Origin of the sequence: Burkholderia sp. Nafp2/4-1b (assembly GCF_003635165.1) — a bacterium.
Lineage (GTDB): Bacteria > Pseudomonadota > Gammaproteobacteria > Burkholderiales > Burkholderiaceae > Burkholderia.
Genome location: NZ_ML058604.1, coordinates 42503 through 63307, shown reverse-complemented (window position 1 = coordinate 63307; position 20805 = coordinate 42503). Strand labels below are relative to the sequence as shown.

General features: G+C 68.6%; 18 protein-coding genes and 1 tRNA gene. 6 read left to right on the top strand and 13 right to left on the bottom strand.

The window, feature by feature from the left end; translation table 11 throughout:
• Positions 1-176: 176 nt before the first annotated feature.
• Positions 177-659: an Lrp/AsnC family transcriptional regulator gene (locus C7H84_RS13290; RefSeq protein WP_121859225.1), complete on the top strand. Its 483-nt coding sequence runs from the start codon at positions 177-179 to the stop codon at positions 657-659.
• 83 nt (positions 660-742) lie between these two features.
• A tRNA-Val gene (locus C7H84_RS13285) sits at positions 743-817 on the top strand.
• A gap of 152 nt (positions 818-969) precedes the next feature.
• Here the strand turns inward: C7H84_RS13285 and C7H84_RS13280 are convergent.
• From C7H84_RS13280 to C7H84_RS13220, 12 genes are all read right to left on the bottom strand, one after another.
• Positions 970-2364, bottom strand: coding sequence for an aspartate aminotransferase family protein (locus C7H84_RS13280; protein WP_121859224.1), 1395 nt, complete (start codon positions 2362-2364; stop codon positions 970-972).
• A 28-nt stretch (positions 2365-2392) separates the two neighbouring features.
• The gene (locus tag C7H84_RS13275; protein WP_121859223.1) at positions 2393-3730 is read right to left on the bottom strand and encodes a glutamine synthetase family protein; all 1338 of its coding nucleotides are present in this window, start codon (positions 3728-3730) and stop codon (positions 2393-2395) included.
• A 12-nt stretch (positions 3731-3742) separates the two neighbouring features.
• Entirely contained in the window at positions 3743-4549 is an 807-nt protein-coding gene (locus tag C7H84_RS13270; RefSeq protein ID WP_121859222.1) for a gamma-glutamyl-gamma-aminobutyrate hydrolase family protein, read from the bottom strand.
• Positions 4550-5281: 732 nt separating this feature from the next.
• Positions 5282-6079, bottom strand: a complete 798-nt coding sequence (hutG, locus tag C7H84_RS13260) for an N-formylglutamate deformylase (protein WP_121859220.1) — start codon at positions 6077-6079, stop codon at positions 5282-5284.
• A gap of 60 nt (positions 6080-6139) precedes the next feature.
• On the bottom strand, positions 6140-7516 hold the full coding sequence (locus tag C7H84_RS13255; RefSeq protein ID WP_121859219.1) for a formimidoylglutamate deiminase: 1377 nt from the start codon (positions 7514-7516) through the stop codon (positions 6140-6142).
• Positions 7517-7539: 23 nt separating this feature from the next.
• On the bottom strand, positions 7540-8763 hold the full coding sequence (gene hutI, locus C7H84_RS13250; RefSeq protein ID WP_121859218.1) for an imidazolonepropionase: 1224 nt from the start codon (positions 8761-8763) through the stop codon (positions 7540-7542).
• Between the two features lie 4 nt (positions 8764-8767).
• Complete coding sequence (locus tag C7H84_RS13245; protein WP_121859217.1) at positions 8768-9391, bottom strand: HutD family protein; 624 nt, start codon at positions 9389-9391, stop codon at positions 8768-8770.
• A 2-nt stretch (positions 9392-9393) separates the two neighbouring features.
• Positions 9394-11082 carry a urocanate hydratase gene (gene hutU / locus C7H84_RS13240; RefSeq protein ID WP_121859216.1) on the bottom strand — a complete coding sequence of 563 codons (1689 nt, stop codon included), beginning with the start codon at positions 11080-11082 and terminating at the stop codon, positions 9394-9396.
• Positions 11083-11121: 39 nt separating this feature from the next.
• Entirely contained in the window at positions 11122-11817 is a 696-nt protein-coding gene (gene hutC, locus C7H84_RS13235) for a histidine utilization repressor (RefSeq protein ID WP_121859215.1), read from the bottom strand.
• Between the two features lie 4 nt (positions 11818-11821).
• Entirely contained in the window at positions 11822-13345 is a 1524-nt protein-coding gene (gene hutH, locus C7H84_RS13230; RefSeq protein ID WP_121859214.1) for a histidine ammonia-lyase, read from the bottom strand.
• Between the two features lie 375 nt (positions 13346-13720).
• The gene (locus C7H84_RS13225; protein WP_240462027.1) at positions 13721-14449 is read right to left on the bottom strand and encodes a 4'-phosphopantetheinyl transferase superfamily protein; all 729 of its coding nucleotides are present in this window, start codon (positions 14447-14449) and stop codon (positions 13721-13723) included.
• Between the two features lie 306 nt (positions 14450-14755).
• Positions 14756-15811 (bottom strand): alpha/beta fold hydrolase, encoded by a 1056-nt coding sequence (locus C7H84_RS13220; RefSeq protein WP_121859212.1) that lies wholly within the window; start codon positions 15809-15811, stop codon positions 14756-14758.
• 119 nt (positions 15812-15930) lie between these two features.
• On the opposite strand from C7H84_RS13220, the gene C7H84_RS13215 reads away from it, so the two are divergent.
• The 3 genes from C7H84_RS13215 (at position 15931) to C7H84_RS37570 (ending at position 18364) form a co-directional block, all read left to right on the top strand.
• Complete coding sequence (locus C7H84_RS13215; protein ID WP_121859211.1) at positions 15931-16872, top strand: LysR substrate-binding domain-containing protein; 942 nt, start codon at positions 15931-15933, stop codon at positions 16870-16872.
• 137 nt (positions 16873-17009) lie between these two features.
• Positions 17010-18242: an MFS transporter gene (locus C7H84_RS13210; RefSeq protein ID WP_240462026.1), complete on the top strand. Its 1233-nt coding sequence runs from the start codon at positions 17010-17012 to the stop codon at positions 18240-18242.
• Complete coding sequence (locus C7H84_RS37570) at positions 18233-18364, top strand: hypothetical protein (RefSeq protein ID WP_276208403.1); 132 nt, start codon at positions 18233-18235, stop codon at positions 18362-18364. Before C7H84_RS13210 ends, C7H84_RS37570 begins: the two co-directional genes overlap by 10 nt.
• 62 nt (positions 18365-18426) lie before the next feature.
• Here the strand turns inward: C7H84_RS37570 and C7H84_RS13205 are convergent, their stop codons facing one another.
• On the bottom strand, positions 18427-19905 hold the full coding sequence (locus C7H84_RS13205; protein ID WP_121859210.1) for a deoxyribodipyrimidine photo-lyase: 1479 nt from the start codon (positions 19903-19905) through the stop codon (positions 18427-18429).
• A 414-nt stretch (positions 19906-20319) separates the two neighbouring features.
• Between C7H84_RS13205 and C7H84_RS13200 the strand changes: the two genes are divergently transcribed.
• The gene (locus tag C7H84_RS13200; RefSeq protein WP_121859209.1) at positions 20320-20799 is read left to right on the top strand and encodes an SRPBCC domain-containing protein; all 480 of its coding nucleotides are present in this window, start codon (positions 20320-20322) and stop codon (positions 20797-20799) included.
• Positions 20800-20805 lie beyond the last annotated feature (6 nt).

Below are 20805 nucleotides of genomic sequence, written 5' to 3'. Positions count from 1 at the left end.
AGTTGAAGGCGCGGCGAGCCGGCCGGCGGCACGACATCGCGTCGCGCCGGGCGATCGAGGCATGGAGCGCATGTTATCGAGGACGAAATAGAATGAGCTTCACTTTTCGATGACGAATCACGCCGATTGCAGTAGAGTCTGCGCCTACCATCTCAAAATTCACGGGATTCTGCGAAATGACCCTCGATAGAACCGACATGCGGATCCTCCGGCACCTCGAGACGGACGGCCGCATCAGCAACCAGGACCTCGCGAACGCGGTCGCGCTGTCGCCGTCCGCATGCCTGCGGCGCGTGAAGCTGCTCGAGGAACGCGGCGCCATTTCGGGCTACCGCTGCACGATCGACCCGAAGAAGGTCGGCGTCGCGTTCGAGGCGCTGGTGCACGTATCGATGCGGCCGGACGTGCCTGAGTGGCACGACCGGTTCGTGGAGGCGATCCGGCAATGGCCGGAAGTCATTGCCGCGCAGATCGTGACGGGCGGCTCGAACTACGTGCTGACGGTGCGTGCACGCGACCTCGATCACTACTCCGACTTCGTGATCAATCGACTGCACCGCGCGACGGGCGTGATGTCGATCAATTCGAGCATCGTGCTCGCGACGCTCAAGCGCGACGGCTCGATCCTCGATCTCGTCGAGGCGTCGACGGCCGGCTGACGCACTGTTTGCGTGGGCCTGAAAAATATTTGAAGAAAGTACTTTACGAACCCCGAAAACCCTGACATAATCTTTTCTTCTTTGGGCGGTTAGCTCAGCGGTAGAGCACTGCCTTCACACGGCAGGGGTCACTGGTTCGATCCCAGTACCGCCCACCAAAGAATTCAAGGGCCTGCGTCTCACGACGCAGGCCCTTTTCGTTTTGCGGTCGCGCTTCTGCGGCCCGCCTCCCCTGCCGCTTCCTTACGCGCGTGCCCGGCGCGGCGAATGACGACACTTCGACCATCCGCAATCGAAGCGTCGCGCGTCACTACCGTGCCCGCCCCACCCGTTCCGCCGTCGCATCGAATGCGCGCTTCGCCTTGTCGACGATCTCGTCGACCTCCTGCTCGCGGATCACGAGCGGCGGCGACAGCAGCATCCGGTCGCCGGTCGCGCGCATGATCAGATTGCCGTTGAAGCAGAAGTCGCGGCAGATCGTGCCGATATCGACGCTGCCATCGAACCGCTCGCGCCGTTCACGATCGCGCGCGAGCTGAACGCCGGCGACCAGCCCTGCCCCCGCGATCTCGCCGACGATCGGATGATCGCCGAGCGCTTCCCGCAGCCGGCGCTGGAAATACGGCCCGATGTCGCGCTTCACGCGCTCGACGATCCCTTCGTCGCGCAGCAGCTTCAGGTTCGCGACCGCGACGGCCGCCGCGACCGGATGGCCCGAGTACGTGAGGCCGTGATTGAATTCGCCGTTGTCGATGATCGGGCGCGCGATGCGCTCGTGAATGCCGACCGCGCCCATCGGCACGTAGCCCGACGTGAGGCCCTTCGCCATCGTGATCAGGTCCGGCTCGAAACCGAAGTGCTGATGCGCGAACCATTCGCCGGTACGGCCGAAGCCGCCGATCACTTCGTCGGCGACCAGCAGGATGTCGTACTTGCGGCAGATCCGCTGGATTTCCGGCCAGTACGTCGACGGCGGGAAGATCACGCCGCCCGCGCCCTGGAACGGCTCGCCGATGAACGCGGCGACGTTCTCCGCGCCGAGCTCGAGGATCTTCGCTTCGAGCTGCTGCGCACGCGCGAGGCCGAACGCTTCCGGCGTTTCGCCGGCCTGGGCTTCGCCGAAGAAATACGGCTGGTCGATATGCACGATGTGCTCGACCTTCGACGGCATCTGCTCGTGCATGTAGCCCATCCCGCCGAGCGTGCCGCCGGCGATCGTCGAGCCGTGGTAGCCATTCTTGCGCGAGATCACATATTTCTTCTGCGGCTTGCCCTGCACGCGCCAGTACTGATGCACGAGGCGCAGCACGGTGTCGTTGCCTTCCGAGCCGCTGTTGCAATAGAAGAAGTGGTTGAAGCCGGCGGGCGTCACTTCGGCCAGCAGCGCCGACAGCTCGATCACCGGCGGGTGCGTGGTCTTGAAGAACGTGTTGTAGAACGGCAGCTCCTGGAGCTGGCGATACGCGGCGTCGGCGAGTTCCTTGCGGCCGTAGCCGACGTTCACGCACCAGAGGCCGGCCATCCCGTCGATCACCTTGTTGCCGTCCGAGTCCCACAGATACACGCCGTCGGCCTTCACGATCACGCGGCTGCCCGCTCGATTCAATGTCCCCATGTCCGAGAACGGGTGGATGTGGTGCGCGGCGTCGAGCGCGCGGTATTCGGCGGTCGGCCGTGCGGCGACGGATTCGTTTCGTTCGGTCATGTTGCCTCCGCTAGTCGGTGCCGCACGTTCAAACGTGCAGAAGAAGATGGCGGCGCTCCCACGAGCTGATCACGCGGAAGAACGCTTCGTATTCGGTTTCCTTCAGCGCCAGATACGCCTTCACGAACTTGTCGCCGAGAATGCCGGCGAGCGGCGTGCACGCGGCCATCAGCGAGATGCCCTCTTCGAGATTGCGTGGCAGCTGGTACGGCAGGTTGTAGCCGTCGGACGCGATCGGCTCGGTCGGCGCGAGCTGCTGCGTGAGACCGAGATAGCCGGCCGCGAGCGTTGCCGCGAACGCAAGATACGGATTGCAGTCGACACCCGGAATCCGGTTCTCGATGCGCCGCGCAACCGGCGTCGACTGCGGAATGCGAAAGCCGACCGTGCGGTTGTCGTAGCCCCACTGCACGTTGATCGGTGCGGCCATGAAGCGCGACAGCCGGCGATACGAGTTGATGTACGGCGCGAAGATCGGCATCAACGCGGGCGTGTATTTCTGCAGCCCCGCGAGATAGCTCTGGAACATCGGCGACACGACACCGCCTTCGTCGGCGAACAGGTTGGCGCCGGTGCGCGCATCGGCAAGGCTCTGGTGAATGTGCATCGCGGAGCCCGGCTCGTTCTCCATCGGCTTGGCCATGAAGGTCGCGTACATGTTGTGACGCAACGCCGCCTCGCGCACCGTGCGTTTGAACAGAAATACCTGGTCGGCGAGCGACAGCGCATCGCCGTGTACGAAGTTGATCTCCATCTGCGCGGCCCCAACCTCATGGATCAGCGTCTCGATGTCGAGGCCCTGCATCTCGCAATATTCGTAGATGTCCTCGAACAGCGGATCGAACTCGTTGACGGCCTCGATCGAATACGACTGACGGCCGGTTTCCGCGCGGCCCGTGCGCCCGACCGGCGGACGCAACGGCAGATCGGGATCGGCGTTCATGTCGACCAGATAGAACTCGAGCTCGGGCGCGACGACGGGCCGCCAGCCCTTCTCCTCGTAAAGATCGAGCACGCGGCGCAGCACGTAGCGCGGCGAGATCTCGACCGGCGAGCCGTCGAAATGCACGCAATCGTGGATCACCTGCGCAGTCGGGTCGACGGCCCACGGAATCAGGCAGATGGTCGACGGATCGGGCACGCACACCATGTCGGGATCGGTCACGCCGGTCAGCGTGCCGTCCTCCGGATAGTCGCCGGTGACGGTCTGCACCATCACGGCCTGCGGCAGGCGCATCGATTCGCCGGACTCGAACTTGTTGCGCGGAATGATCTTGCCTCGCGCGATGCCGGCCATGTCTGGAATGATCGCCTCGACTTCGGTGATGCGGTGCTGACGCAGGAATTCGCTCAGTTCGGGTTGCATGATCGGCCTCGTTCAGTCGATGTCGGATGCGGCCGGCGACGGCATGGTGCCGCCGGCCGCATGAATGCGGTGAGTCATGTGTGCGCGGCACGCCGCGCCGAATGCCGCGAAGAGGTCGCGCGACAGCGGATGTTCCGCGTAGCGCCATTCGGGATGCCACTGCACGCCCAGCGCGAATGCGCGCGCGTCGCACACGCTGACGGCCTCGATCAGCCCGTCGGGTGCGCTCGCTTCGACCGCGAGCCCCGCGCCGAGTCGCGCGATGCCCTGGTCGTGCAGCGAATTGACCATCGCGTGGGGCGCGCCGCGCGCGATCCGTCGCAGCAGGCCGCCCGGCGCCAGCTGCACGCGGTGCGCGGGGCCGTACTGCCGCTCGAGCGGATCGTCGTCGCGCTCGCGATGATCATGGAAACCGGCGCTCGCATGCAGCCGCTGATGCAGCGTGCCGCCATACGCGACGTTCAACTCCTGCATGCCACGGCAGATCGCGAGCACAGGCACGCCCGCGTCGATCGCCGCGCGAATCAGCGGCAGCGCGGTCGCATCGCGCGCGGGGTCGTGCAGCGTGTCGGGCGCACTCGCCGGGCCGCCGTAGTGATGCGGCTCGACGTTCGAATAGCTGCCGGTCAGCAGCAGCCCGTCGATCGACGCGACGATCGCGTCGACCGGCTGACGCGCGCCCAGCGCGGGCAACACGAACGCGAGCGCGCCCGCGCCGTCGGCCAGCGCGACGAGATACTTCTCCCCCGCCGTGTGGTTCGGGTGGGCTCCGCGCATGATGCGGTCGGCGGTGACGGCTACGATCGGGCGCGGTCGCATGATCGCCTCCGCAATGAGCGCGCGACGCGTGCGGACGCGCGAGACGATGGACGCCCGCGGCGACGCGGCGCGCGCGCAAGCGGAATCGTGCCGCGCGAGCGGCGCGGCAATGGGCGGTGCAACCCGATGCGAAAGCGGAAAAGGACGCTAGGGCAACAACGACGCGCTGCCGTCGCACTGCACCGCGCTGAACACGTGCGCGATAACGAGGTTGAAGCGGCGCAGGCCGCCATGGGACACAGCGAAGAAACGAGGCTCGCGTATGAGGGCGGCGCGCGTGCCGCGATCAGCATGCCGGATCGGCCCGGCCTGAGGCGGCGCGCCCGCCGACGGACTTCGGGTCCGGCGTATCGATGGGCTGGCGGCTTTCACGATCGTACTCGACTGACTGATGAAGGCAGGACACGTGTCGCGATGAAACGGACGCGGCAATGCCGCGCGGCGACACGTCGGAAAGGTGTCACGCAGCGGATTTCGGCGCGGTGCGGCGCTGATCGACGCCGTCGCAGCCGGTGCGCGCGTGACGACTTCCTGACATTCAGCTTATATCACCTAAAAATTGCGTCAAATTTTCAGGTGTCGATCGCGGCATCGCTCAGACGAAAAAAACGGCATCGCCCGGTGGGGTCGATGCCGTTTTGTGCGCTGCGTCGGTGTGCGGCTCATGCACCCGCCCGCCGCGGCGCGAGGCCACGCTGCGCTGCCGCGTGCCGAGCGCCTCGTGCCGGCGAATCAGCGATGCGCGAGCGCCGTTTCGACGAGCGACTGCAGCAGCGGCACGATCTGCGCGGCGCGCGCTTCGTCGTACGCGTACGGACGCGTCTCTTCCATGTAGGTGATCTGCGACAGCTCGAGCTGCACGGCTTCGACGCCGGTGCTGGGCACGCCGTAGTGGCGCGTGATGTAGCCGCCTTTGAAACGCCCGTTGGCGGCCGCCGTATAGCCACCGTGCGCGGTCACGCGTGCGGCCAGCGCCTCGGCAAGGCCGGGCGCGGCGCTCGCGCCGCTCGACGTGCCGAAGTTGAAGTCGGGCAAGCGGCCTTCGAAGAAACGTGGCACGTGCGAGCGGATCGAATGCGCTTCCCACACGAGCACGCGGCCGTGCTCGCGCTTGAGCCGTGCGATCTCGGCTTGCAGCGCATCGTGGTACGGGCGCCAGTAGCGATCGCGGCGGCGCATGATCTCGTCGTCGCCCGGCAGCGCGTCGGCCGGGTACAGCGGCGCCTTGTCGAACGTGTCGACCGGCACGAGCCCGGTCGTGTCCTGCCCCGGATACAGGTTCTCGTTATCGGGCGGACGGTTCAGGTCGACGACGTAACGCGCGTGCGACGGCACGAGGATCGACGCGCCGAGCGCCGCCGCGAACCCGTACAGCCGCTCGAGGTGCCAGTCGCAATCGTCGACGAAGCGCGCGTCGGGCGTCATCGTCGCGGCGATGTCGTCGGGAATGTAGGTGCCTGCGTGCGGAATCGAGATCAGCAGCGGCAGCGTGCCCTGCTTCAGCGTGAATACAGCCGATTGTTCAGTCATGTCGCATCACCGTAAGAGTCTGCCGGCGCACGCGCGCGGCGTGCGCCGGGGGCCGCGCGTTCAGCGCAGCAGTTGCGCCAGCGCGGCGCGGTAGTCCGCATACGCAGCGGTTTCGTCGCGATGGCGGCGGCCGGTCACGACGCGCTCGCCGCCGGTGTAGACGTCGAGCACCGGCGTATCGCCGTGCTCGGCGAACACCGTGCCCGACAGCCAGGACGCGCTGTCGTGCTCGGCGATCGCCGGATGATCGGGATCGAGCACGAGCCAGTCGGCGCGGCAGCCTTCGCGCAGCGCGCCGATGCGCCGCCCGCTTGCCTGCGCGCCGCCCGCGAGCGACGCGTCGAACAGGCGATCGGCCACGTGAGCCTGCGTGTCGCTCGCGAGCACGTTGCGCGCGCGATGCACGAGCCGTTGCCCGTATTCGAGCAGACGCAGCTCCGAGCGCCAGTCGACCGACGCGTGGCTGTCCGAGCCGACGCCGATCACGCCGCCCTGCGCGAGATAGTCGACGGCCGGGAACACGCCGTCGCCGAGGTTCGCTTCAGTGGTCAGGCACAGGCCCGCCACCGCGCGACGCTTCGCGAGTGCCGCCGTTTCGGCCGCATCGACGTGCGTCGCGTGCACGAGGCACCAGCGCGTATCGACGTCGAAGCGATCGAGCAGCCATTGCACGGGGCGCGCGCCGTACGCACGCACGCAATCGTCCACTTCGGCCGTCTGCTCGGCGATATGGATGTGCACCGGCGCATCGTCGGGCAAGCCTTCGAGCAGCACGCGCAGCCCGTTCTCGGACACCGCGCGCAGCGAGTGCGGCGCGACGCCGTAGCGCAGGCCGCCGTGCTCGGGCGCGACGCGACGCATCGCGTCGAGCAGTTCGAGCAGGCCGTCCGGCGTGTTGATGAAGCGGCGCTGGTCGTCGCGCGGCGGCTTGTTGCCGAAGCCGGCGAACTGGTACGACACCGGCAGCATCGTGATGCCGATGCCGGCCGAACGCGCCGCGTCGACCACGCGCGTGCCGAGCTCCGCGATCTGCGGATAGCGCGAGCCGTCCTGCGTGTGATGCACGTAGTGGAATTCGCACACCGACGTGTAGCCGCACTTGAGCATCTCGACGTACAGCCAGCGCGCGATTGCCGCGAGCGCGTCGGGCGTGATCTTCAGCGCGAAGCGGTACATCAGGTCGCGCCAGCTCCAGAAGCTGTCGGCTGGATTCGCGCGGTATTCGGTGAGCCCCGCCATCGCGCGCTGGAACGCGTGCGAATGCAGGTTCGGCATGCCGGGCAGCACCGGCCCGGCCGCCCGCGCGACGCCTGCCGGCGCATCGGTGTCGGGTGTCACGTCGGTCAGCGTGCCGGCCGCGTCCCAGCGCAGCAGCACGTTGCGGCGCCAGCCACCGGGCAGGTAGGCATGGTCCGCGAACAGCGTCATTTGGGTCATGGTGAGTCTCGTTTCCTGCAAGGCTAGCCGTTGATCCGGCGAAACACCGTCGCACCGCCGCGCACCACCTGCTCGCACAGCGGCCGGCCGATCCAGTACGCAAGCTCCGACAGCGAGCCGACCGACCAGACCGCGAAATCGGCCTGGCGGCCGGCCTCGAGCACGCCGTGCCGATCCGCGCGGCCCAGCGCCGCGGCCGCATGGCGCGTCACGCCCTGCAGCACCTCGGGCACCGTCATCCGGAACAGCGTGCAGCCCATGTTCATCGTCAGCAGCAGCGATTCGAGCGGCGACGTGCCCGGGTTGTGATCGGTCGCGAGCGCGATCGGCACGCCATGCTTGCGCAGCAGCTCGATCGGCGGCAATTGCGTTTCGCGGATGAAGTAGTACGCGCCGGGCAGCAGCACGGCAACCGTGCCGGCCGCCTTCATCGCCTCGATACCGGCTTCGTCGAGAAATTCGAGGTGATCGGCCGACAGCGCGCGATAACGCGCGGCGAGCGCGGTTCCGCCCGCGTTCGACAACTGCTCCGCGTGCAGCTTCACCGGCAGGCCGCGCCGCGTCGCGGCCTCGAACACGCGCTCGGTCTGCCCGAGCGAGAAGCCGATGCGCTCGCAGAACACGTCGACCGCGTCGACGAGGCCTTCGTCGGCCAGCGCCGGCAGCATGCGTTCGCACACTTCGGTGATGTATTCATCCGCGCGGCCCGCGTATTCCGGCGGCAGCGCGTGCGCGCCGAGGAACGTCGTGTAGACCGTCACCGGGAAGCGCTCGCCGAGCTGGCGCGCGACGCGCAGCATCTTGCGCTCGGTCGCGAGGTCGAGCCCGTAGCCCGACTTGATCTCGATCGCGGTCACGCCTTCGGCGAGCAGCGGTTGCAGGCGCGCGGCGGCCTGCACGAACAGCGCCGTCTCGTCGGCCGCGCGTGTCGCACGCACCGTCGACACGATCCCGCCGCCCTGCCGCGCGATCTCCTCGTAGCTGACGCCGGCAAGGCGCTGCGCGAACTCGTCCGCGCGCGTGCCGCCGTACACAAGGTGCGTATGGCAGTCGACGAGGCCCGGCGTCACCCACGCGCCGTGCAGGTCTTCGCGCTGCCAGTGCGCATAACCGTGCGGCAGCGCGGAGAACGCGCCGAGCCACACGATCGTGCCGGTTTCGTCGACGGCGATCGCCGCATCGTCGATCGTTTCGTCGGGATGGCCGTGCGGACACAGCCTCAGGTGATGCCAGACAGTCGGTTTCATACGTTCAGTCTCGTTCGCCGACGGCGAGCGATACGGCAAGCAGCGCGCCGCCCCCGCTCACGACGACGTCAAACGCACGCTGCAGCCCGTCGAGCCGCAGCGTGTCCATTTCCTGCAGTGCGTAATGCATGCCGTCGATCTCGACGCCGACCGCGCCCGTCGCGCAGAACAGCAGCACGGTATCGGCGCGCTCGATGCGATGCGTGCCTTCGGGCCACACGTCGAGCGTCCCGCGCGCGGCCGAACGGCGCGTCATCAGGTTGAAGTCGCGCGTCGCACCGTCGTGCAGCGTCGCGTCGATCGCCGTTTCGCCGGCGAAATCCGCACGGGCGAGCGGTGCGTCGAGCACATGGCGCGCGCCGCCCGCTTCCGCGAGCGTCATGCCCGCGCCGGACAGCAGCACGAGCGTGCGGTCGACGCCGTCGAAACGCGAGAACGGCCCGGCCGCGGCGACGTCCGCGACGCTCACGCGCCATGCGAATGCGTCGAGCGCGGCGCCGACGGGGAACGCGCCGATTTCGCGCGTCACGCCGCCGCCGTTCTTCCACGGCGACGCAACGAGATCCGCCGCGCGGATCAGCGCGGCGGCCAGCGTTGCGTTCACCGGCGCCTGGTCGAGCGCCGTCATGCTCAGCGGCCGAGCATCGGCAGCTTCAGGCCGGCTTCGCGAGCCGTCTGCTGCGCGAGTTCGTAGCCGGCATCCGCGTGGCGCATCACGCCCGTCGCCGGATCGTTCAGCAGCACGCGGCCGAGACGCTCGTGCGCATCGGCGGTGCCGTCGGCGACGATCACGACGCCCGAGTGCTGCGAGAAGCCCATCCCGACGCCGCCGCCGTGGTGCAGCGACACCCACGATGCGCCGCCCGCGGTGTTCAGCAGTGCGTTGAGCAGCGGCCAGTCGCTCACGGCGTCCGAACCGTCCTTCATCGCTTCCGTCTCGCGGTTCGGGCTCGCGACCGAACCGGTGTCGAGGTGGTCGCGGCCGATCACGATCGGCGCCTTCAGTTCACCGTTCTTCACCATCTCGTTGAATGCCTGGCCGAGGCGATAGCGATCCTTCACGCCGACCCAGCAGATCCGTGCCGGCAGGCCCTGGAACGCGATGCGCTCACGTGCCATGTCGAGCCAGTTGTGCAGGTGCGGATCGTCGGGGATCAGCTCCTTCACCTTCTGGTCGGTCTTGTAGATGTCTTCCGGATCGCCCGACAGCGCGACCCAGCGGAACGGACCCTTGCCTTCGCAGAACAGCGGACGGATGTAGGCCGGCACGAAGCCCGGGAAGTCGAATGCGTTCTCGACGCCCATTTCCAGCGCCATCTGGCGGATGTTGTTGCCGTAGTCGAGCGTGGCCGCACCGCGTTCCTGCAGGTCCAGCATCGCGCGCACCTGGACGGCCATCGACTCCTTCGCGACCTTCACGATGCTCTGCGGATCGACCTTCTGCGCTTCGCGCCATTGCGCGACGGTCCAGCCTTGCGGCAGGTAGCCGTTGATCGGGTCGTGCGCGCTCGTCTGGTCGGTCACGCAGTCCGGCGTGATGCCGCGCTTGACCAGTTCCGGGAACACGTCGGCCGCGTTGCCGAGCAGGCCGATCGACACCGGCTTGCCGGTGCGCTTCGCTTCCTCGATCATGCCGAGCGCTTCGTCGAGCGTCGTCGCCTTCTTGTCGACGTAGCGCGTCTTGAGGCGGAAGTCGATGCGAGTCTCGTCGCATTCGACCGCGATCATCGAGAAACCCGCCATCGTCGCGGCCAGCGGCTGCGCGCCGCCCATCCCGCCGAGGCCGCCCGTCAGGATCCAGCGGCCCGACGGATCGCCGTTGAAGTGCTGGTTCGCGACCGAGAAGAAGGTTTCATAGGTGCCCTGCACGATGCCCTGGCTGCCGATGTAGATCCAGCTGCCGGCCGTCATCTGGCCGTACATCATCAGGCCCTTGCGGTCGAGCTCGTGGAAGTGATCCCAGGTCGCCCAGTGCGGCACCAGGTTCGAGTTCGCGAGCAGCACGCGCGGCGCATCCTTGTGCGTGCGGAACACGCCGACCGGCTTGCCCGATTGAATCAGCAGCGTTTCGTTTTCTTCGAGATCCTTCAGCGATGCGAGGATCTGGTCGTAGCATTCCCAGTTGCGCGCCGCACGGCCGATGCCGCCGTACACGACGAGCGCATGCGGGTGCTCGGCGACTTCCGCGTCCAGGTTGTTCTGGATCATCCGGTAGGCCGCTTCGGCCAGCCAGGTCTTGCAGACCTTCTCGCTGCCGCGCGGTGCGCGGATCGTGCGCGTCGGATCGAGACGGGGATCGATGTGTTTCGGATGGTTCATGACGACAGCTCCCGAAGGAAAGTGAATATCAATAAGGAATCAGAAATGCCCGGTGAAGCGATAACGGCTGCCGGGATGCCACAGATTCGCCACCGAGGCGACGACGCCCTGCGACCAGGTGCGTCGATGTAAAACCAGACACGGCTCGACGTCGTCCATCCGCAGCTGCTCGCGCCGCTCGGGCGCGGGCGCCGCCGCTTCGATCCGGTACTCGACGCGCTGCAGCGGTGCCGCGCGCATCAGGTACAGGTTCGGCGTCGTGTTCGTGAAATCCTGCTCGGCATAATCCGGCGCGACCGCCGGATTCACCCACCGTTCTTCGAGCTGGACGGGTTCGTCGTTCTCGAAGTGCAACACCTGCGAATGAAACAGCTTCGCGCGCACGGCCACCTGCATCTCGTCGGCGAGCGCCTCGTCGGCGCGGATCGTCTCGAGGCCGAGCACGCTGGCGCGATACGCATGCCCGCGCGCGTCGACTTCCTCCGAGATGCTGCGGATCGCCACCAGCGTCGACTCGTACTTCGGCCGCGCGACGTAGGTGCCGGCGCCCTTCATGCGCGTCAGCACCTGCTCGGCCGTCAACTCGCGCAGCGCGCGGTTGACGGTCATGCGCGCGACCTTGAACTCGCGGGCCAGTTCGTTCTCGGAGGGCACCTGGTCGCCCTCCGCCCACTCGCCGGCGTGAATGCGGCCCAGGATGAAATCCTTGATCTCCTGGTAGACCGGCGCGTTCATGGGCTTACTGTTCCGATGCGAACGAGAACGGCGCGACCTTCGCGAACGCCCGCTCGCCGACCAGCTTCGCGACCGCCGCGATGTCCGGTGCGAAGTAGTGGTCGAGCTCGTAGTGCGCGACCTTGCTGCGGATCGTTTCCATCACCGGCGCGAGCTTCGGGCTCGTGTGGTACGGCGCGCGCAGGTCGACGCCTTGAGCGGCGGCCAGCAGTTCGATCGCGAGGATGTGCTTCGTGTTGTCCGCGATGTCGGCCAGCTTGCGCGCGGCGAACGTCGCCATCGACACGTGGTCTTCCTGGTTCGCCGACGTCGGCAGCGAGTCGACCGATGCCGGGTGCGCGAGCGTCTTGTTTTCCGATGCCAGCGCGGCAGCCGTCACGTGGGCGATCATGAAGCCCGAGTTCACGCCGCCGTCCCTCACGAGGAACGGGGGCAGGCCCGACAGCGTCGCGTCGATCAGCAGCGCGATGCGGCGTTCGGCCAGCGCGCCGATTTCCGCTGCGGCGAGCGCGAGGTTGTCGGCCGCGAATGCGACGGGTTCGGCGTGGAAGTTGCCGCCCGACAGCACTTCGCCGGTATCCGGGAAGATCAGCGGGTTGTCCGACACCGCGTTCGCTTCGATCAGCAGCACGTCGGCCGCGTGGCGCATCTGGTCCAGGCACGCGCCCATCACCTGCGGCTGGCAGCGCAGGCTGTACGGATCCTGCACCTTGTCGCAGTCGCGGTGCGACTGGTTGATCGGCGAGCCTTCGAGCAGGTCGCGATACGACGCGGCTGCGTCGATCTGGCCTTGATGACCGCGCAGTTCGTGGATGCGCGCGTCGAACGGCTTCACCGAGCCGGCGGCCGCGTCGACCGACAGCGCGCCGGCGACGAGCGCCGTGCGGTACAGGTCTTCGATCGCGAACATGTTGTCCAGCGCCAGCGCGGTCGATGCCTGCGTGCCGTTCAGCAGCGCGAGGCCTTCCTTCGCCTGCAGCGTGAGCGGCGCGAGGCCGGCCACGCGCAGACCGTCGAGTGCGCTCGCGCGCTCGCCGCGGATGAACACTTCACCGACGCCGAGCAGCACGGCCGACATGTGGGCGAGCGGTGCGAGGTCGCCCGATGCGCCCACCGAGCCCTTCACCGGGATCAGCGGCAGCACGTCGGCGTTGAACAGCGTGATCAGCGCGTCCATCACTTCACGGCGGATGCCCGAGTGGCCGCGGCCGAGGCTCGACAGCTTCAGTGCCATCAGCAGGCGCACCGACGAGCGTGCCATCGGCTCACCCACGCCGACTGCGTGCGAGAGCACCAGGTTCTTCTGCAGCAGTTCGAGCTGGTCGTGCGGGATGTGCGTGCTGGCCAGGCGGCCGAAGCCCGTGTTGATGCCGTATGCCGGCTCGCCCTTCGCGGCGATGTCGGCGACGGCCTTCGCGCCGGCGTCGATCTTCGCGAAGCTCGCCGGGTCGAGCTTGAGCTGCACCGCTTCGCGAGCGATCTTGCGCAGTTGCGGGAGGGTCAGGTGGCCGGGGGTCAACGTAATCATGTGAGCAATCCTGTCTAGACAAGTTCGGGATGGATTGCAGTGTAGCCATCGGAACTTGTCTAGACAACCCCGTTTTTCATGATTTCGACTTGGGAGTTTCCCTGATGTCCGGTGCGGGCCGCCGGATCGGGCTTGCAGGCTTTTCGGTTAACAAACGTTGCTGTTTTTGTATTTTTGGCAACACGGAAATCGGAGTTCTCCCTTTATCCGCTTGCGGAGACCGGCGATGGCGATCCCGCCCCGAAAGGGGCGCATGACCCCGATGTTGCAGACGGAAGCTTTGCGTTGCGCTGCCCGATGCGCGACGTGACCAGGGCGCGCTGCGCGGGGCGGAACGACGGGCCGCTCGAGCGAGCGGCAACGAGTGAAGTCAGCTCAGCGTGTCCATGCGACGCACGCCGCGTAGCCGGGCGCCGCGTCGAGCCACGCTGCGTCGAACGCGGCGACGCCGGCGGCGGGCGCCGCCGGGTCGACGATCGTCGTAGCGGGCGTCGCCGCGTCGCGCGGCGGCACGACCGCGAACGCGCGCAGCCCGCCGACGATGCCGGTGCCGAGCGCCTTCAGCAGCGCCTCCTTCGCGGACCAAACGCGCATGAAGGCGTCCGCACGTGCGGCGAGCGGCAGGCCGTCGAGATACGCGGCCTCGATGGATGCGCATACTTCGCGCGTCAGCGCACGCCAGTCGGTCGTGCGGTTGCAGCTTTCGATATCGACGCCGACGCGCCCTTTCCCGGCCCATGCGATGAGCGCGTGGTCGCCCGCGTGCGACACGTTGAAGTCGAGCGATGCGCGATGCGCGGGATCGAGCGACGGCCGTCCCGATGCGTCGACGACGATCCCGACCTGCCGCGGCGCGATAGCGAGCGCCGCGCCGAGCACGTCGCGCAGCGCGGCGCGCGTCGCGGCGCTGCGCACTGCATCGTCGTGGCGCAGATAGCGCGCGGCGCGCGCACGTTCGACGTCGCTCAGCGCCGCATAGGCGGGTGACGCAAGCGGCACGCGCCAGTCGAAATCGATGCGCACGACCTGCACGCCGGCACGCGACGCGGCAGTCGGCACGTCGAGCGGTTGCACGCGCCACGCGGGGGACAGGCCGGCGGACATCTCGGAATCGGGTGGAATGGATAGCATCGGTGCGCAGCAGCCAGGCGAATCAAACGTCCGATGTTAATCGATCGCATCGGGGGAGACCGATGCGCGGCGACAGCGATCGGCGGTCGGCGGTCGGCGGTCGGCAGCAGCCGTGGCCACGCGACCGCTTGGGCACTTGGGCACTTGGGCACTTGGGCACTTGGGCACTTGCGCGCTTGGGCGCTCGGCTGCTCGGCTGCTCGGCTGCTCGGCTGCTCGGCTGCTCGGCTGCTCGGCTGCTCGATCGCTGCGCCGCAGCCGCGCCGCACGTGTGTGCGGTTACCCGTGCGCAAGCGCACCGGGCACGCCGCTGCCCGCAAGCCCTCCACGCTGCGCCGGATGGCGCGCATGGACATGGCCCGGCGCATCGGCCGGCAATGCGCCGTGTTGCAGCCAGTACAGCGCGACGGGCCACAACGATTCGGTGAAGCGGCTGTGGAAGAACGCGAAGTGGCCGATCGCATCGACGCCGATGTCGCGCGGCGCAATTCGCAGGTGCGTGACGTCGCTGCCGGTGTAGTAGCCGATCAGCCGCTCGATCGCATCCACCGTGCCGAATTCGTCGTCGTCGAGGCCGATCGCGAGCATCGGCGCCGACAGCCGCGCGAAGCGGCCCGGCAACGCGGCGCGGCTCGCCGCGGTTTCGGCGAGCGGGCCGTGCGTGTAGGCGTCCTCGAAGCGCGGCTGAGCGCGCACCCACGACAGCGCGACGCCGCGCGGCGTGTCCTCCATCCAGCCGAGCCGCTTCGCGGGCACATAGCCGAACACGGCCGCGAGCGCCGGCATCGCGACGTGCCACTTCCACCACATGCGCCGCCGCTCGTGCCCCCGATAGTCGCGCCAGTACGCATACTGCGCGCCGACGGTCACCACGTGGCGCACGTGCGCATTCGATGCCGCGAGACCGAGCAGGCAGCCGCCGATGCTGTGCGCGACGACGTCGACCGGCTGACCCGGAAACGCATCGCGCGCGTATTGCAGCGCGGCCTCGCAGTCGAGCCGCCCCCAGTCGAGCCAGTTCGCGCGCAGCGTCGCGAGCCGCGCGGGGCGCGATCCGCCAATCCCGCGATAGTCGTAGACGAGCACGTCGCGCCCTTGCGCGAACAGCCAGGCCGCGAAGCGGAAGTAATAGTCGCAGCGCACCGACGTCGCGCAATTGACGACCGTCACCGGCCGCGCGGCGCCGCCGCCGCGATGCCGCCACACGTAGCCACGCAACACGTAACCGTCGGCCGCGGTCAGCGTCACCGGCTCCGGCGGCAACGCATCCGCCGGGCGCGCGGCCGCTTGCTCCGGCGCACGACTCGTCTCCCCTGCTTCGTTCGAAATCGTCATCCTGTCTCCTGTGCGGCGCCGCATCACGCGGCGTCCGCCCGATCGGCCAGCCTCCATTGAACTTGACGCGCCCGGCGTTCTCAACCAATCTTGCTGCTCCGTTCGCATGAGCCCTACGCATGTCAACGCCGCTCGTCCGTCTCCCGTCGCTCGACCTCGTGCGCGGCTTCGTCGCCGTCGGCCGCCGCATGAGCATCACGCTCGCCGCGCAGGATCTGTGCGTCACGCAATCGGCGGTCAGCCGTCAGGTGCATGCGCTCGAAGCGCATCTCGGCGTCGCGCTGCTGCGGCGCGGCTATCGCAAGATCGCGTTCACGCCCGAGGGCGAGCGGCTTTTCCGCGCCGCCGATGCGGCGCTGCTCGCCCTGCAGGACACCGTCGCGTCGCTCGCCGCCGCGCGCGAACGGCAACCCGTCACGATCACCGCGAGCATCGGCGTCACCGCGCTGTGGCTGCTGCCGCGACTCGGCCGCCTGCAGGCGCGCCTGCCCGACATCGACTTGCGTGTGGCCGCGAACGACAAGGTACTCGATTTGCGCGCGGAAGGCATCGACCTCGGGATCCGCTACTGCCCGCGCGAACGCGCGCCGGCCGGCGCGCTGCATCTGTTCGACGAGATCGTCGTGCCGGTCGCGCACCCCGCGCTCGCCAATCGGCCCGTCACCGACGCGGCCGCGATCGCGGACCATGTCCTGCTCGAATTCGACGGGCCGCCGCAAACGCAGTTGCAGTGGCGTGCGCACCTGCACGCGGCCGGGCTCGGCGACGCGCGCCCGAAAGGCGTGCTGCGCTTCAACCAGTACGATCAGGTGATCCACGCGGCGATCGGCGGCCAAGGCGTCGCGCTCGGCCGGCTCGCGCTCGTCGCGCCGATGCTCGCCGACGGCAGGCTCGCGGTGCTCGGCCCGCACTCGCACGCGTTGTCGGACGCGTACGGCTACTGGCTGTTCCGGCACGATCCGGCACCGCGCCGCGAGGTCGCCGACGTGCGCGACTGGATCGTCGCGGAAGCGGCCGAGTGCGACGCGGCGATGCGGGCGTACGACCCAACGCAGCCGTAAGTCGGGCGCGATGTCGCCTCGCATTCCCGCCAGGCATGCGAACCCGACCGAATGATCGCTTGAGCGGCACCGCGACGGGAGCGTCTAATCGGATCGAACGCGGCCGTCGTGCCGCGCGCATTCATCCGGAGACACGCATGACCCCGATCGAACAAGACGCCCGGCGCCGCTGGCTGCCGGTGCTCGCCGGCGGCCTGATCATGGGCGCCGCGCTCGGCATCCGCCACGTGCAGGGATTGTTCCTCGCCCCCGTCACGCTCGACCACGGCTGGTCGCGCGAAGCGTTCGGCCTCGCGCTCGCGCTGCAGAACCTGGTCTGGGGCGTCGCGCAGCCATTCACCGGGATGATCGCCGACCGCTGCGGGTCGGTGCGCGTGATCGTCGTCGGCATGTTGCTGTACGCAGCCGGGCTCGTCACGATGGCGCTGGCCGCGTCGACCGGCGTGTTCACCGTCGGCGCGGGGCTCGTGATCGGCATCGCGCTGTCGGGGTCCGCGTTCGCGTCGATCTACGGCGCACTGAGCCGGCTGTTTCCGCCCGACCGGCGCAGCTGGGCGCTCGGCGTCGCCGGCGCGCTCGGCGGGCTCGGCCAGTTCTGCATGGTGCCGGTCGCGCAGGTGCTGATCGGCGGCATCGGCTGGCAGCATGCGTTCGTCGCGCTCGCCGTCGTCGCGGCACTGCTCGCGCCGCTCGCCTGGCTGGTGCGCGACCGGCCCGCGCAGGCCGCGCGTCGCATGGAAGAGGCAGACCAGTCGCTCGGCGCGGCGATGCGCGAGGCGTTCGCGCATCGCGGCTTCTGGCTGCTGAATGCGGGGTTCTTCGCGTGCGGGTTCCAGCTCGCGTTCATCGCGACCCACCTGCCCGCGTACCTGCTCGATCACGGCCTGCCGGCGCGCCACGCCAGCGTCGCGCTCGCGCTGATCGCGCTGACGAACGTCGCCGGCACCTACGCATGCGGCCATCTCGGCGGGCTGCTGCGGCGCAAGTACGTGCTCTCGGTGCTGTATCTGGTGCGTGCGCTGGCGATGGCCGCATTCGTCGCGGCGCCGCTGTCGCCCGCGAGCGTCTACGTGTTCGCGGCGGTGATGGGCTTCACGTGGCTCGGCACGGTGCCGCTGACCAACGGCGTGATCTCGCAAGTGTTCGGCGTGCGCTACATTACGACGCTGTTCGGCTTCGTGTTCTTCGGACACCAGCTCGGCAGCTTCTTCGGCGTGTGGCTCGGCGCGCTCGTGTACGACGCGACGCATTCGTACCTGCCGCTGTGGATCGGCTCGATCGCGCTCGGCGTGCTGGCCGCGCTGCTGCACCTGCCGATCGACGATGCGCGCGTCGTGCGGGCGGCCCCGGGCAAGGCCGCATGGGCGTGATGCGTACGGCGCTCGCGGCCGGCTTGCTGACGTTCGTCGCGTTCGTCGTGTGGTGCGGCGCAAGCTACTTCGATCCGAGCGTCGCGCTTGCGCTGCTCGAGCACGCGGCATTCTGCAACTGACGCGGCGAGCGGCGAGCGGTACCGCGGCATCTGCCACGCCGATCGCCGGCGCGCGGCGACGCCTAGTGACGCTTCGGCAACGTAGCCAGCGCATCGAGCGCACGACGGCGTGCGCCGTCGTGATCGACGATCGGCGCCGGATAGTCGACATCGAGCCGCACGCCGGCCGCCGCGAGTTCCACCGGCGACGCTTCCCACGGCGCATGGATCGTCGCCGCGTCGAGGCCCGCGAGTTCCGGCACCCAGCGGCGCACGTACGCGCCCTGCGGGTCGAACTTGCGGCCCTGCGCGACCGGATTGAAGATGCGGAAATACGGCGCGGCGTCGGCGCCGCAGCCGGCCACCCATTGCCAGTTCGCCGGGTTGTTGGCGGCGTCCGCGTCGACGAGCGTGTCGTGGAACCAGCGCTCGCCCGCGCGCCAGTCGATCAGCAGATGCTTGACCAGGAACGACGCGACGACCATCCGCACGCGGTTGTGCATCCAGCCGGTCGTCCACAGCTCGCGCATCCCCGCATCGACGAGCGGATAGCCGGTCAGCCCGCGCTGCCACGCGCGCAGCGCGGCAGGATCGTCGCGCCAAGGCATCGCGTCGAACTGCGCGCGGAAGTTGTCGGTCGCGAGCGCCGGGAAGTGATACAGCAGCACGTGGCTGAATTCGCGCCAGCCGAGCTCGCTCAGGAATTTCTCGGCGCCAGCCGCGCACGCCGCGCCGCGTGCCTGGGCGGCGCCTTGCACCGCCTGCCACGCCTGGCGCGGCGACACGTTACCGAAGCGCAGGTACGGCGACAGCCGGCTCGTCGCGGGCTGGTCGGGCCGATCGCGCCTCTCGGCGTAGCCGGCCAGCAATTCGTCCGTGAACGCGTCGAGCCGCGCTTGCGCGCCGGCTTCGTCGGGCGCCGGCCATGCATCGCGCAGGCCGCCCGCCCAGTCCGGCGCATGCGGGCGCAGCGCGAGCGCGTCGACTGTCAGCGCGCGTTCGCGCACGCCGGCCGGCCATGAATGAAACGCGATCCGCTCCGGTTCCGGCAGCGGCGCCGCCACCGTGCGGTCGCGCCGCACCGCGCGCCAATACGCGGTGAATACCTGGAACGGCGCGCCGGCGCCCGTCAGCACTTCCCACGGCTCGTTCAGCAGGCTGCCGTTGCTGCTCTCGACGTCGACGCCGCGCGCCTTCAGCGACGCCTTCAACGCCGCATCGGCATCGCGTTGCGGCTGCGCATAGCGGCGATTCCAGTACACGGCCGCTGCGCCCGTATCGTGCACGACGCGTTCGAGCTCGCGCTGCGCATCACCGCGCAACAGCAGCAGGCGGCCGCCATGACGCGCGAGCGCCGCGTCGAGTGCGGCGAGCGACCCGTGCAGCCACCAGCGCGCGGCACCGCCGAGCGCGCAGCCCGCACCTTCACCCGTGTCGTCGACATACACGCAGATGAGCGGCCGGCCCGACGCGACCGCGCGCGTCAGCGCGGGCTGGTCGGTCACGCGCAGATCGTCGCGGAACCATACGACGGCAGGAGCAATGGACAACTTGGCAGGCACGGGCACCTCGAGCGGGAAACGGAAACGTGACCCGTATTGTCGCGGCGGGGTTGCGCGATGTCGATGTGCGGAATGCAGGCTGTGCCGACTCCTGCACCGGGCAACGGCACCATGGCGTGATCGCCTGATCGCCTGATCGCCCGATCGCCCGATCGCCCGATCGTTGAATCAGCGGCCCCGTGAAATGCCTTAGTCCGTTCCGACGATTCTTCGCCGCATGCACCGGCCTACGCTCGATGTCGGGTTCGCCTCGCCGCACGGCCGGCGCCGGCGGCCGCTGGCCGCTGGCCGACGCTGCATATCGCGCGACGCATCCGCCGTACCAGCAAGCGCCAGCGCGCAACGTTCCGCCCGCTACGGTGCGCCCGCAGCGGCGCCCTCCCTTACTTACCCTCACTCTCACCCGATACCGCCATGACCAAACCAGCCAATCTCGTCACGTCGATCACCGTCGCGATCGACGCCCCCGCTTCCGTCGTCTGGGAAGTGCTGACCGACTTCGCGCGCTACGGCGAATGGAACACGTTCTGCGTCGGCCTCGACACGACCGGCCGCATCGGCGACTTCGTGCACATGCAGGTGCGCATTCCAGGCACGGACACGGTGATCCCCGTCAATGAAATCCTCGTCGCGTGCGAGCCGGAACGGCTGCTGTCGTGGGAACAGCGTCCGACCGACGACAACAAGGACGCCGCGCGCCGCGACCAGTACGTCGAAGCCGACGGCGCCGAGCGCTGCCGTTATTTCACGACCGACCAGTTTCTCGGCATCAACGCCGAAACGATCATGCGCGAGCACGGCGGTTGGGTGAAACAGGGATTCGACCAGTGCGCGCGCGACGTGAAGCAGCGCGCAGAAGCGCTGTACGCTCCGCGCCGGCGCAAGCGCGCGTGACTGAGC